The 11,187-nt window shown below is 67.9% G+C and carries 18 protein-coding genes; all 18 read right to left on the bottom strand.

Annotated elements, in window-relative coordinates; all coding sequences use genetic code 11:
* Positions 1–36 precede the first annotated feature (36 nt).
* The 18 genes from ACSUZC_RS20255 to ACSUZC_RS20340 all read right to left on the bottom strand — a co-directional run bounded on the left by ACSUZC_RS20255 (position 37) and on the right by ACSUZC_RS20340 (position 11,121).
* Positions 37–645 carry a hypothetical protein gene (locus tag ACSUZC_RS20255; protein ID WP_439030247.1) on the bottom strand — a complete coding sequence of 203 codons (609 nt, stop codon included), beginning with the start codon at positions 643–645 and terminating at the stop codon, positions 37–39.
* Positions 642–995 (bottom strand): DUF4326 domain-containing protein, encoded by a 354-nt coding sequence (locus tag ACSUZC_RS20260; RefSeq protein WP_439030248.1) that lies wholly within the window; start codon positions 993–995, stop codon positions 642–644. Before ACSUZC_RS20260 ends, ACSUZC_RS20255 begins: the two co-directional genes overlap by 4 nt.
* Entirely contained in the window at positions 995–1,489 is a 495-nt protein-coding gene (locus ACSUZC_RS20265; RefSeq protein ID WP_439030249.1) for a DUF1643 domain-containing protein, read from the bottom strand. Before ACSUZC_RS20265 ends, ACSUZC_RS20260 begins: the two co-directional genes overlap by 1 nt.
* Positions 1,489–2,460 (bottom strand): DUF5131 family protein, encoded by a 972-nt coding sequence (locus ACSUZC_RS20270; protein ID WP_439030250.1) that lies wholly within the window; start codon positions 2,458–2,460, stop codon positions 1,489–1,491. The genes ACSUZC_RS20265 and ACSUZC_RS20270 overlap by 1 nt, the downstream gene beginning before the upstream one ends.
* Complete coding sequence (locus ACSUZC_RS20275) at positions 2,460–2,702, bottom strand: hypothetical protein (protein WP_439030251.1); 243 nt, start codon at positions 2,700–2,702, stop codon at positions 2,460–2,462. Before ACSUZC_RS20275 ends, ACSUZC_RS20270 begins: the two co-directional genes overlap by 1 nt.
* A complete protein-coding gene (locus ACSUZC_RS20280) occupies positions 2,699–3,010 on the bottom strand; it encodes a hypothetical protein (protein ID WP_439030252.1) in 312 nt (103 codons plus the stop codon). The genes ACSUZC_RS20275 and ACSUZC_RS20280 overlap by 4 nt, the downstream gene beginning before the upstream one ends.
* Positions 3,010–4,533 carry a DNA cytosine methyltransferase gene (locus tag ACSUZC_RS20285; RefSeq protein WP_439030253.1) on the bottom strand — a complete coding sequence of 508 codons (1,524 nt, stop codon included), beginning with the start codon at positions 4,531–4,533 and terminating at the stop codon, positions 3,010–3,012. Before ACSUZC_RS20285 ends, ACSUZC_RS20280 begins: the two co-directional genes overlap by 1 nt.
* Entirely contained in the window at positions 4,530–4,679 is a 150-nt protein-coding gene (locus tag ACSUZC_RS20290; protein WP_439030254.1) for a hypothetical protein, read from the bottom strand. The genes ACSUZC_RS20285 and ACSUZC_RS20290 overlap by 4 nt, the downstream gene beginning before the upstream one ends.
* 106 nt (positions 4,680–4,785) lie before the next feature.
* Positions 4,786–5,433 (bottom strand): molecular chaperone DnaJ, encoded by a 648-nt coding sequence (locus ACSUZC_RS20295; protein WP_439030255.1) that lies wholly within the window; start codon positions 5,431–5,433, stop codon positions 4,786–4,788.
* Positions 5,430–6,005, bottom strand: coding sequence for a hypothetical protein (locus tag ACSUZC_RS20300; RefSeq protein WP_439030256.1), 576 nt, complete (start codon positions 6,003–6,005; stop codon positions 5,430–5,432). Before ACSUZC_RS20300 ends, ACSUZC_RS20295 begins: the two co-directional genes overlap by 4 nt.
* Positions 6,005–6,322, bottom strand: coding sequence for a hypothetical protein (locus ACSUZC_RS20305; protein ID WP_439030257.1), 318 nt, complete (start codon positions 6,320–6,322; stop codon positions 6,005–6,007). The genes ACSUZC_RS20300 and ACSUZC_RS20305 overlap by 1 nt, the downstream gene beginning before the upstream one ends.
* Positions 6,319–6,927, bottom strand: coding sequence for a hypothetical protein (locus ACSUZC_RS20310; RefSeq protein ID WP_439030258.1), 609 nt, complete (start codon positions 6,925–6,927; stop codon positions 6,319–6,321). The genes ACSUZC_RS20305 and ACSUZC_RS20310 overlap by 4 nt, the downstream gene beginning before the upstream one ends.
* A complete protein-coding gene (locus ACSUZC_RS20315) occupies positions 6,924–7,208 on the bottom strand; it encodes a hypothetical protein (protein ID WP_439030259.1) in 285 nt (94 codons plus the stop codon). Before ACSUZC_RS20315 ends, ACSUZC_RS20310 begins: the two co-directional genes overlap by 4 nt.
* Positions 7,205–7,765 carry a hypothetical protein gene (locus ACSUZC_RS20320; protein WP_439030260.1) on the bottom strand — a complete coding sequence of 187 codons (561 nt, stop codon included), beginning with the start codon at positions 7,763–7,765 and terminating at the stop codon, positions 7,205–7,207. The genes ACSUZC_RS20315 and ACSUZC_RS20320 overlap by 4 nt, the downstream gene beginning before the upstream one ends.
* The gene (locus ACSUZC_RS20325) at positions 7,762–8,094 is read right to left on the bottom strand and encodes a hypothetical protein (RefSeq protein ID WP_439030261.1); all 333 of its coding nucleotides are present in this window, start codon (positions 8,092–8,094) and stop codon (positions 7,762–7,764) included. The genes ACSUZC_RS20320 and ACSUZC_RS20325 overlap by 4 nt, the downstream gene beginning before the upstream one ends.
* The gene (locus ACSUZC_RS20330; RefSeq protein ID WP_439030262.1) at positions 8,091–9,347 is read right to left on the bottom strand and encodes a hypothetical protein; all 1,257 of its coding nucleotides are present in this window, start codon (positions 9,345–9,347) and stop codon (positions 8,091–8,093) included. The genes ACSUZC_RS20325 and ACSUZC_RS20330 overlap by 4 nt, the downstream gene beginning before the upstream one ends.
* Positions 9,344–10,648 carry a PD-(D/E)XK nuclease-like domain-containing protein gene (locus tag ACSUZC_RS20335; RefSeq protein WP_439030263.1) on the bottom strand — a complete coding sequence of 435 codons (1,305 nt, stop codon included), beginning with the start codon at positions 10,646–10,648 and terminating at the stop codon, positions 9,344–9,346. The genes ACSUZC_RS20330 and ACSUZC_RS20335 overlap by 4 nt, the downstream gene beginning before the upstream one ends.
* Positions 10,645–11,121 carry a hypothetical protein gene (locus ACSUZC_RS20340; RefSeq protein WP_439030264.1) on the bottom strand — a complete coding sequence of 159 codons (477 nt, stop codon included), beginning with the start codon at positions 11,119–11,121 and terminating at the stop codon, positions 10,645–10,647. Before ACSUZC_RS20340 ends, ACSUZC_RS20335 begins: the two co-directional genes overlap by 4 nt.
* Between the last annotated feature and the right edge of the window lie 66 nt (positions 11,122–11,187).

Raw genomic sequence — 11,187 nt, forward strand, 5'->3', positions numbered from 1 at the left:
GGTCGACCCCTTTCCTCTTGCCGTTGTGGTTGGTGCTCACGAGGCGCACGCCTCCTGTCTCCTGCTGGCGGTGACCGCGGTGGCCCGCATGAGCGTCGCGAGCAGGTGTCGCGGGATCGGGTCGCGGTCAGGCATCTTCGGCGCCCGTGTGACTCGTCGGAGCGTCGTGACGGGGACACGGGCGTACCTGCGTCCCATCGACGCGTACGCCGGGTCCGGCTCCCACTCCGGAAGCCACACAGAGCCGCCGACGAAGCGGGTCTCATACCTGGTGACCATGGACATGTGGCCCCACCCGTCGGGTAGCTCTCCGGGCTTGACGATCGCCGGGTCGGAGGTCACGAGCCACCAGCGATCGCAGATCCGACGGAACGCCTCGGACTTCTCGGGCTGTTTGAGCTCGGCGAGCCAGTCTGACCGCGAGCACTTCACCTCGAAGCCGTGCAGCTCCATGCCCTTCGAGATCCAGGTGTCGATGGCCAGGGCGTCGGCGGTGCGGAGTCGGCCGTGCTGGCGGTCGTGCCATCCGGCGAAGCCAGCTCGACACCGCACCTTCTCGGCGACGATCCAGCGGTGTCCGCCGTTGCCCTGCGCCTCGCTGCCGAGCTTCTCGTGAAGTGCGTCAAGTAGGTCTCGCTCGGTCACTGCGGATCACCACCGTTCGCCAGCTCCAGGAGCACATCGGCGTGGCACGGCTGGTCGAGCGGGCACCAGCACACGAGGTCGCGGCCCGCCAGCTCGGCGCGGATCGTGTCGAGATCGGGGTATTGGGGGTGGTGCGTTACCGGGAAGAGCAGGTCGTGACGGAAAAGTCGGGCGGCCTGTTCGCGGTCATCTGCCACCCATAAGGGGCACAGCGCGTGCATGGGTGAGCAGCGGAGCGTGTGGACGTGGACTACATACGGGTTGCCCCACTTCGTCGGACGGCCCACGTAGACCGCGCCCGCGGGCATCCGCCAACCCTTCGTGCGCTTCCGCTGGATGCGTTGCGGCATCAGCGATCACCGCCCCACGGTTCGAGCTCCTTCGTGTTGGGGACGTACAGCGGGTGCCGCGGCGCCCCCGCCTTCGTGGTGCCGAGACACCACAACGGTGTGTTGTCAGCGAGCGCTCGCAGCCGCGCGACCTGCTCGTCGGATGCGTGCGTTCCCCACGCGACTACGACGTGCCGGGCGTCGAGGGCGCTCTGTAGGTAGAAGGTGTTCTCGGGACCCACAGGGTCGTCGACTGTGCGCAGTTCTGCGGGGTTGGTCGCTCGGTAGGCGTACAGGTTGGCGACGATCAGTTTGCTCGCACCGAGGGCTGTGGCGAAGTGCTTGCAGCGACGGATTGTTGGGTCGTCCTGGGTGGCGTCGGCGGTCGACGGGTTGAGCATGATGAACGCGCACGCCGTCTCTGGCGCGACACCCTCGCCGGCGTAGAAGCTCCACGGCAACTCACGCTCGAGCCAGTACCGGTACTTGCCGTCCGGGGAGATGACTGCGTGCATTAGTGATCACCGCCCGGGTATTGGTCCCAGGTGCGGCCGTCGAGCTCGCGGCCGGCGGCCCGCTTTCCGACGCGGTACAGGTAGGTCGGATGGTGGTGGGGAAAGTCGGCGCGATACGCCTCGCCTCGTCGCGGTCCATCTGGCCAATCGAGGTCACCGGCCCGGTATGTGTTGCCGTCGTCGGTCATGACGAGGCTGTCGGTGCGTCGCCCCTCGGCGGCTAGCGGTGACCACTCGCCCCACTGCTTGAACAGGAACGCGGCTCCGACGACGTCGCGGTGGTCGCGCAGACCGCGCGCCCAGTCTGGATGCATCGGACGAGCACCGCGACCAGACTCGCCGCCCACGATGATCCAGTCGATACCAGGCCCGTACCCCCAGTCCCGACGCAGCTTGATCGGTCCGAGAAGTGGCTCGGCGCTGATGAAGCGGACGGCCGCCGGGGTGTCGAGGAGTGCGGGGATCCGGATGTCCGCCCACTGCTGATTCTCGGTCGAGACGCCGAGCCACACGTTCGGCAGCGGCCACGACCAGGACTGATCATCGGCGGCCGGCTCGGAATCACCCAGCCGGTAGCGGAACTGCCCAACCCGGGTCTGAAAGTCCTCGCTGCTCAGTAGTGATCGCATCCGCCCGTGCCGCTTCGTGAGGACCTGAAACGTGTGGCGTCGGGCCATGCCCATGACGGCGAACACCTGCGCGATGTAGTCATCCGGGACCGCGTCGTGGAACAGGTCGGACATGCTGTTGACGAACACCTTTCGGGGCTTCCGCCACCGCAGAGGCTCGGTCAGCTTGTTCTCGCGGAGCTCGACGTCGAACCCGTTCTCGAAGTAGTGCCCCGGTGTGCCACGGAACCGCTCGGCGAACGTCTCCGCGTAGCAGTGGTCGCACCCGGCGCTGACCTTCGTGCACCCGGTGACGGGATTCCAGGTGGCGTCGGTCCACTCGATGGATGTGTTGTCGCTCATCAGCTCGCCTCCTGCTCGCGTGCAAGTCGCTCGAATCGGTCGGCGATCGCGGTGAGTTCGGCGTCTCGAGCGAGACGGAGCGGCGACCGGTCACCGAGGTACTGGCGGCGGCCGCACCGGCAGTAGGTGCGGAACTGCCACGGGTTGAACGTCGTCGGCGGGTGGCCGTCGGCGGCGCACCGCTGGCGGGTCCCGGCTTCGCCGGGGAGCGGTGGGTTCAGGTCGTGCTCGGTGAAGCTCACTTCGCACCCCCGATATCTAGGGCGCCTTGGCCACCAGGCATCGACTGGACCGGCACGAGGCGGGTGTCGCGGATGCGGATCTCGACGGGGGTGTCGCAGTGTCGCGACCAGATGTCCTCCTGGATGCCGCGGTCGAGGGCGAGGCTGTATCGGCACACTCGGAGATCGATTCCGCTGTCGAGGCATTCGCGGGAGTGGAGAACGAACACGGTCTGGGTCGCGCTGACGGCGCGGGCGAGGTGCTTCGTGTCGTGCCGAGGCACCCCGACTATGCGCTCGATCTCGGCGCTTGGGACGAGGTCGGTCATCACCCGACCCCCAGGCTCTCGGCGACGGCGCCGACGAGGTCGCGCGCGGCGGGCGGCACAACAGCGTTCCCGGCCATCTTGACCTGTTCGCGTCGGTTGCCGAGCATCACATACTCGGCCGGGAATGCCATGCCTCGCTTGATCTCCGAGGGTTCGAGCATGCGGAACTCACAGTCGTCGATGTCGGCGGCGGTGACGACGTGGGCCTCGGTCTCACGGGTGGTGCGCGTCCGCATCGGGTCGGACGCCGGGTAGGCGGTGTCGTTCCAGGTGCCGCCGGTCGGCACGAGGAGCGATTGGTGCCCCTTGGTCGTGAGGGTGCGGATCACTTCATCGGTGGGAGTGACCATCTCCGACCCTGGTCCCTTGCTCGAGTTGTGACGCATCAGGAGCCCGTGGTGCGTGCCGGAAGCTGCGAACGTGTCGACGACGTCGTCGGTGGTCTTGGGTGCGTTCTGGCCGCGCAGGGTGACGAGGACACCGGTCTCCGAGCGTGTCGTCATCGTGCGCAGCGGATCACCGGCAGGGCGCGCCTCCTTGCCGTCGCGCCCCTCGACGGGTACCAGTAGCGCCTTCGAGGTCTCGTTCGCCGTCATCGTGGAGAGTGGGTCTGCGAGGCTGCGAACTCGATAGTCGCCGCGCCGGTCCACGATGTGCGGCCCATACCGCTCGAGTCCGGCCCGGATGCGGGCCATCGTCTTCGGCGACAGAGGTTTCGTGCGGTCGCCGATCCGCTGGCCGCGCAGGTCCCAGTCGATGATCGAGGAGGCAGGCAGCCAGCCGGGTTCGACGATCGTGTTGCGGCACTCGGTGCGGGGGCAACGCCACACGTACTGCTGGCGGTAGCGGCCGCGCGTCTTGGCGGGGTCCTTCCACGACTGCATCGCGACGATCTGGCCGTGCGTCTCGCACCACGCGGTCGGTCTGGTCCACCGGTCGAGGTCCGGCGCGCGGTCACCTTCCCGCCAGAACACCACGTACAGGCGGTCCCGCGACTGCGGGGCGGGAAGCCCGGCCGCCTGGGCGTGCATCGCGTTCAGGTAGACCTCGCGGTGCCGGTAGCCGAGTTTGTGCATCTCGGTCAGCCACCGCTCGAATGCGGCCACGTACTGCTTGCGGGTGGAGACGTCGACGACGTTCTCGACGATGACGGCTCGGTAGCGGTGGTGGGCGGCGAACCGGGGGACGTCGAACATCAGCATCCGCGAGCGCTGGGCAGCTTCGTCGGCGAGCGGGTCTTCCCACAGGCCGGGGTCGATCGATGCTGCGGCCTTCCCTGATGCGACAGTCCATTTCGTGCACTCGGGGCTGGCCCACAGTACGTCGGTGCGGGGGAAGTATCCCGGATCGGCCTGGTGGATGTCGGCGATCGCGTGGTCGGTATCCGGATGGTTGGTGTTGTGCGTGGCGATCGCGAGATCCCAGTGGTTCGCAGCGATCCTGACGGTGACACCGGGAATCGCGACCGCGCCGGTCGACGAGCCGCCAGCGCCGCAGAACAAATCGGTCAGGGTGAGTGTCATAGGTCGGCTCCTGTGCCGGTGATGGTGTTGTGCTCGATCGGGCGAGCGTTGCGGTAGTAGGTCCACGCCCAGCCGGCGCCGAAGGCGAGCGCGGCGCTGAGGGCGAGCCGCGAGGATCGGCGGATCATGCGCCGCGCCCGCGTCATTCGTCGGACTCCTGCTCGAATGGGTGGCCGAAGGGCATCACGCGCGGGCCGACGAGCCGGACGCCGACGCGGAACGGCGCGAAGGCGAGGCGCAGCAGGCGGCGGATCACGACAGTTTCCCCGCGGCTCGGAGGACTGCGGCGGCGGCTTCGACGGCGTCCCACGCTGCGCGGTCGCCGCCGTGCCGATCCGGATGGCTGTTCGCCCGTGCTCGCCGGTACGCGTGGCCCAGCGTCGCCGTCTCACCGATCGGCAGGTCCGCGTAAGAGAGGATCACCATCTCGGAGTCGGCCGTCGAGGGTGCGCCCGCGCCGCCGCCGCCGGGAAGCTGCTTCCAGCCGGTGTACTGCTCGGCATTCGGGGTGGTGCCGTACCGGTCGACCCTTCGCAGAGCTTCGAGGGACAGCGCGATCGCCCGCAAGTTGTCCTGCCAGGTCAGGTACTTGTCACACGGGAACGACAGCGAGCCCCGCGCGTGCGACTCGACGGACAGGATCACCCCCGGGTGTTCCGGCCGCGCGTTCGCCCGCGGCATCCCGTCGAGCCGGAAGTCCTGCTCTCGCATCGCGATCTGAAGCACCGACGGCGCGACGAACCGCCGCGGATCGGACGAGAGGTGCGACAGCTCCCGCTCGAGGAGTTCGAGCGTCGCGCTCCATGGCGCCGAGAACGGCGACCGCTCTCGGTTCGCGGTCAGCTTCCTTGGCCAGTGCTCGATCGGCCGCAGCGTCATGCCGGCGGGATAGGCGGTCACGATGCCCTACCGCCGATCGCGCATAGCGCATCGAACCAGTCACGCGCCCACAGGACGTCGCCCATCGCCGTGTGCCGGGCGTACAGCGGCTCACCGTCGGGGTCGACCATCGGCATCACCTCCGCGGCCAGGTCGTCAGAGCGCCACGGGAGTTCGACGCCCTCGCCATCGCGCAGAATGACGCCGAGGCTCATCGCCGCGAGGTCGATCAGGTGGTAGTGCCATGACGGTTGCAGGCCCGCGAGGTCCAGGAGCCGATCGAGCACCCTGGCATCGAACGCCGGGTTGACCCCGACGATGTGCGTGCCCGCGAGCGCCGCGTGAATGATGCTCGCGGCGCCGGCTCGGCTGTAGACATGCATGTCGCTGGCCGCACCGAACCGGGCGTCGTGGTCGGCGCGGAACCTCTCGTCCAGGGTGGCGGCGTACTCGAAGTCGTGGTCGATGTGGATGTGGACCGTCGACTCACTGCCGTCGCCGCGGCGGATGATCGCCGCGAACTCCCAGACCTCCGCGCCCCGGTCGAGGCCGGTCGTCTCGGTGTCGACGAATGCGACTGTGCCGGCGATCATCAGTACCAGTCCTTTCCCTCGACGGCGTCGAGTCGAGCGCGGGTGGGGATGTAGAACGTGTCGTCGTCCGTCGCGCTGCTGCCGTACTCGAAGTGCGAAAAGCCGAACCAGGAGATCTCGACCCAAATCGTCTTGTCGTCGCTCGCCATCGATCCCCGGTTGATGACGTGAAACTCGCAGTCGGCGGCCAGGAGTGCGCGCGCCTGCCCGAGTTGGATCTGCGCGGATGCGGAGTCGCGGTTACGCCACTTCCCCTGCGGCACCACGCCATCAGTGCACAGCTCGATCAGTTCCTCGCGGCTGATGTGCCCGCTCATGACCGCGCCTCGATCTGCTCGGCGCGGTGTCGAAGCCCTGCCGCGTTGACCATCGTCGCGTGCGGACGCGGGCTGCCCGCGTCCATGGCGATGCCCTCGATCACTCCGGCCGCGCACCGGATCTGGTCGGGATCGGTGTGGTCGATGACCTTGGCGTTGACCACGGGTTCAACCCAGGCGGAGCCGTCCCACGCCAGATCGCCAGCCTTGATGCGCTCGATCAGGATTGCCGCGTCGTCTGCGTCTCGCTGCCACGAATCGCGCAAGGCGTTGGCGACGGCGCACTCCTCCTCCGCGTATCGGCGCACCAGGTCGATCAGGGTCGCCCCGGCGTCATTCCCGTCGCCGATCTCGGTGAGTAGCCAGCCGGTGAGGTTCACCCTCTCCGCAAGGGCTGCGTCCCGCTCGGCCGTCAGCCGGTCGCAGTCGGCGGCGAGCCGGTCGGCCACGGCCGAGGCCCGCTGAGCGCGGGCCTCGGCTTCCTGCAACTGTTCGATCGGCACGAGCACCTGGGACCGGTTGTAGCCGTCGGTGAAGGTGGTCGGCCGGTCAGACGGGAAATCGCCCTCGGCGCGGTTGATCGGGACCATCGCGGGCGCGCTCACTGAGCACCGCCGTTGATGTTGACGTTCACGCCGTAGCAGGTGTCAGTGATCCACTCGTACCCCGCGGCCTCGCACTGCTCGCGTTGGTGCGCCGTGTAGGTGACATACCCCCAGATGGTTGCCCAGAGCGACAGGGCGACAACGACCGTCGCGATTGCTGCGACGATGGGGCGCCACTCTCCGGCGATCCACTCGAACACGGCGATGATGAGCCCCGCTGCTGCGAGGATGACGATGACGTTGCCGATGATCGCGATCGTCAGCGCGAAAGCGGCGCTCACTGCTGGCCGCCGTCGGGGGCGTCGGACCAGTGGACGACATCGCTACCCTCGGTGTCGCCACCCTCGTCCTCGTCGACAATCTCGCAGTCGACCTCGTCGTCGACATCCCCGTCGAGGTCGCCGGCCACATTGCCCGCCGCGTCGAACAGCCCGGGCCCGTGGTCGTCGCCGTCCTTGACGTCGTCGTCGGGGTCGGTGGCGACCTTCTCCTCGGGGCCGCGTTCGATCTGGTCGCCGAACGGCCCGAGGTCGCGGTCGTAGATCACGTAGGGCTTCATGTCGATCTCGACGACCGTCTCGTCGTTGATCTCCTTGACGTGGTGCTTCTCGCACGTTGCGAGGACGATGTAAGCCCGAGTCTGGCCCCGGCGAGTCGGGGGATTCTTCAGTGCCGCAGGCGACATGCCGCCGACGAACTTGATCTTCGCCTCGGTGATCACCTCGCCGTTGATCTCGATGCCCGTGCCGAGCGGGATCTCGGGGTTCGCCTTCGGCACGTCGTCCGGGGCCTGGTGGGTCTCGGTGGGCAGGCCGGTGGTCTCGTCGTATTCGGTCATGTGTTTGCGTCCTTCCGGAACAGGTCGGGATGGTTGGGATCTGACAGGCCGGCGGCCGACAGTGTGTGGGCGACGCACTGAGCACAGAGACGTTGCGCGAGTGAGCCGATCGAGGTCTCGGCGCCGAGGCCAAGGTTCGCGAGCATGTGCGGGTAGAACTGGACCGCATACCGGGCGTCGATCTCGAGCAGGCGCGTCGACGGCCAGGCGACCAGCCAGATCCACGGCTCGCGTCCCGACGCGCGGATCTGGGCGCGCTGGGTATTGGCTGCCATGTGGACGACCTCGTACTCCCGCGTGGTCGACGGGATGATCTCGGTGACGATCACTGCGTGCCCTTGGCGGCGTCGGCAGCCTGGGCCTTCTCGAGGAAGTCGATCAACTGCGCCGCTTCGGTCTTGGTAAGTTCCTTCGTCGAGGTGACCTCGCGTTGGAGCTGCGAGCCGATCCATTCGAGGGCCTGGTCGCGATCGGTCAGGCCCTCTTTGCCGAGCACGGTCCACAGCTTGGAGAGCTGCAACTTTGTGATCGGGGGTACCGCGCGCTTGGTTGCCGCTTCGGGGGGCGCATCAGCCGGGTGCGGCGGCTCAGTGTTGTCCTCGGATGTCTGTGCGGCGTCGGACTTCGAGTCCTCGGTGTCGGCCCCCTGGTCGGCAGCAGCCTTGGGCTCGGGCTGGTCAGAACTCGGCTCGTCGGTTGCGTTCGACGGCTCGGGTTCGGGCTCGGGCTGCGCCTCGTCAGCCGTGTCCGTCGGCACAGCCTCCTCAGCTGGCGAGGTCGGCTCGTCGGTGGGAGTCGGGGCATCCTCGGCCTGCGGCTCGTCGGCGCTCGGCTTCCCGGCGAGACGGGCGCGGAGATCGTTGTTCTGGGCGGGCGCGGTGTTCTGCACGCGACGCGGAGCCTCGGCCTCGAAGAGGTGAGCGTCGTCGCGGTCGGCGATGCCGAGTAGCACGTCGGGCGCCAGCTTGCGGCAGACCTCCATGAGCGCCTTCGAGTAGAGCATCGCCTGCGGATCGGTCAGGTACTTCTCGTTACCGATCGGCTTGTTCCACTTGTTCTTACGGAGATCGCCGGTCTTCGGGTCAATCGTCGGGGCGTAGCCCGCCTGCTCGGCCCGCTCAATGGTCCACGTCGACTCCTCGACGAGCTCGCCGTCGCGGGACCAGCCCCGAACGGTCACGGACTTGTCGGTCGACTCGACGGTCGAGAATCGGTACCCGCGTCGCTGTAGCAGGGCGGCCGCCGTGCGGGCGTAGATCGCGGGCTTGCCGCCGACGCTGAACACATTTTGAAGCGCCTGCGAAGGCGTGAGTTCCAACTCGAGGCCGTAGATGACTGCCGCGGCCGCGTTCGCGATCACGTCCTCCGGCTTGCGATCCGAGTTCGCCTTGGACCCGATGCGGTAGACGTCGGGAACCGCGGTCGTCTTGCACATGCTCGCGGCGAACTGGCCGGCGAGTTTCATCGCCTCGACGGTCTGCGCGAGCTGGTCGAACGCCTGCGCGCGGATCGGCTGGTGAGGCGGGAGCAGGGACAGCTCGTCGGTGGCGGTCTGCTGCTGCTGGATCTCGTTGCTGGTCATGCGGTCAGTTCTCCAATCATGTTGTGGACTCGGTCGATTGCCTTCTCGGCGTCGGTGTACGCCCAGGGCGGGAGGGTGATGGTGCGGACGCCGGCGGGTAGGCCGGGCCAGGTGTCCGTCCGGCGGCAGTGGGCGTAGAGGTCGATCGCTGCCCGATTGAGTCGGCGACCGAGGTCGACGTCCTCGGCGCTCAGCTCGACGACGGCCGTCAGGTATGGCGGCTCCTTCTCGACGGCCACGAACACGAACGGCCCGATCTCAATCCCGGCCAGCGCGGCGACGTCGCGATAGAACGCCTCCTGCTGGTGGTAGCCGTACTCGCGAACCGACTTCTCGAAATTCGCTGCGTCCTTGGTGGTCTTGAGGTCCGCGAACGCGATCCCGGTGTGCCAGTCGGGGCGGCACCGCAGGCGGACGCCGGTCTCCGGGTCGTGCGCGTAGATCGACTGCTCGGGCACGCCGGTCTCGAACACCACCGATGCGTCCGGGTGCGCGAGCACGGCATCGCGCAGCCTCTCGGCCTGCTCGAACTTCTCGCGCAGGATCGGGACCCGGCCGGCCGCGCGCGCCTCGGCGGCCTTCTCTTTCGCCGCCTTCGTGCGCCAATCGGGGGCGTCGACGACCTCGATGCCCGAGCCCTTGCCGAGGATCAGCTCGTGGGCGACGTGGCCGTAGTCCCACTCGCGCTTCTCCTTGCGCGGGGCGTAGCGCATCAGCGCAGGCCCGCCGGGCTTGAGGATCGTCCGCGCCTGCGAAGACGAGATCGAGCCGGGGTCTCCGTGGTAGACATCCTCGGGCACATCGGAATAGATGCCGTCGGCTTCGGGGACCTCCTCGACGACCTCGGCGTCGATGATGTCGTCGACTACTTCAACCGGCACGAGCGCAGCCGCGTCGTGCTCCAGGTCGAGCCGGTGGGCCTGGACGTCGCGGAACTCATCGATCAGTGTCGGGATCGGCCCCGCGGTCGCGAGTGCCTGCCCCCACGTCTCGCCCTGGTGCTCGGCGCGGACGATTGCGTCGAACCACTTCGCCCAGGGCTCGGACAGCTTCACGCCCCACCGCGGCAGGTTCTCGGATGCCATACCAACGTTCGCCATCGACGTGAACGCGTCGGCCGGGATCTTCGCCGCGATCTTCGCGACTGACTCGACGGCATACGCGAGGATTGAGTTCGGCGCCCCATCGACGTGCCAGGCAGTCGTGTCGTCCCAGAACGCCGAACGGATCGGCTTGTGACCGGGCATGTCCGTGGCGAGATCGATGACGGCCGCCGCGAGCTGCTCGACGACGGTGCTCATTGACGAGCCTCTTCGAGGGCGGACAGCGCACGAGCGAGAGCCAGCGCGAGCTCACCCTCGGTGACACTGAAGCCGTTGTTGTGCCGCCAGAGCGTCATCCGGGCGTCGCTGATCTGCCGATCGGTCACGCGCCCCGGCTCGGCCGGTTTGCTCTCCGTGACGGGCACCTCGTCGTGGTCACTGTCGACCTTCTCGACCGGGATGTATGCGGGCGGACGCCAACCCTCAGTGATTAGGTAGTCGGCGAGATCCTGACCCTCCTCGAGTGTTCCGAGGCGACCGAACGTCCGGCACGCCGTGGCCAGATTCCTGAAGTGCCGGTAGACCTTTTCGGCTTCGGCGGCGCGTCGCTCGTACTCTTCGACGTCCGCCTTTCCGTCGGCGCCCAGGTGCCGGGCAACCGTGGCGAGCTCGTTGTGCAGGATTCCGACGCCCTCTCGCACGACGCGGATCACACTGGTGGTGTTGGTCATTGACCTGGTCTCCGAATTCCGTAGGCGCGCTCGCACGCGACGCACAGGCCCGTCGCGATGCGGACG

The organism is Gordonia terrae (assembly GCF_051789125.1).
Taxonomy (GTDB): domain Bacteria; phylum Actinomycetota; class Actinomycetes; order Mycobacteriales; family Mycobacteriaceae; genus Gordonia; species Gordonia terrae_A.

Excerpts from the sequence above, each read along its gene's own strand:
- ACSUZC_RS20260 (WP_439030248.1), bottom strand. The coding sequence starts at position 995 with ATGCCGCAACGCATCCAGCGGAAGCGCACGAAGGGTTGGCGGATGCCC.
- ACSUZC_RS20265 (WP_439030249.1), bottom strand. The coding sequence starts at position 1,489 with ATGCACGCAGTCATCTCCCCGGACGGCAAGTACCGGTACTGGCTCGAG.
- ACSUZC_RS20270 (WP_439030250.1), bottom strand. The coding sequence starts at position 2,460 with ATGAGCGACAACACATCCATCGAGTGGACCGACGCCACCTGGAATCCC.
- ACSUZC_RS20280 (WP_439030252.1), bottom strand. The coding sequence starts at position 3,010 with ATGACCGACCTCGTCCCAAGCGCCGAGATCGAGCGCATAGTCGGGGTG.
- ACSUZC_RS20285 (WP_439030253.1), bottom strand. The coding sequence starts at position 4,533 with ATGACACTCACCCTGACCGATTTGTTCTGCGGCGCTGGCGGCTCGTCG.
- ACSUZC_RS20290 (WP_439030254.1), bottom strand. The coding sequence starts at position 4,679 with ATGACGCGGGCGCGGCGCATGATCCGCCGATCCTCGCGGCTCGCCCTC.
- ACSUZC_RS20300 (WP_439030256.1), bottom strand. The coding sequence starts at position 6,005 with ATGATCGCCGGCACAGTCGCATTCGTCGACACCGAGACGACCGGCCTC.
- ACSUZC_RS20305 (WP_439030257.1), bottom strand. The coding sequence starts at position 6,322 with ATGAGCGGGCACATCAGCCGCGAGGAACTGATCGAGCTGTGCACTGAT.
- ACSUZC_RS20320 (WP_439030260.1), bottom strand. The coding sequence starts at position 7,765 with ATGACCGAATACGACGAGACCACCGGCCTGCCCACCGAGACCCACCAG.
- ACSUZC_RS20330 (WP_439030262.1), bottom strand. The coding sequence starts at position 9,347 with ATGACCAGCAACGAGATCCAGCAGCAGCAGACCGCCACCGACGAGCTG.
- ACSUZC_RS20335 (WP_439030263.1), bottom strand. The coding sequence starts at position 10,648 with ATGAGCACCGTCGTCGAGCAGCTCGCGGCGGCCGTCATCGATCTCGCC.
- ACSUZC_RS20340 (WP_439030264.1), bottom strand. The coding sequence starts at position 11,121 with ATGACCAACACCACCAGTGTGATCCGCGTCGTGCGAGAGGGCGTCGGA.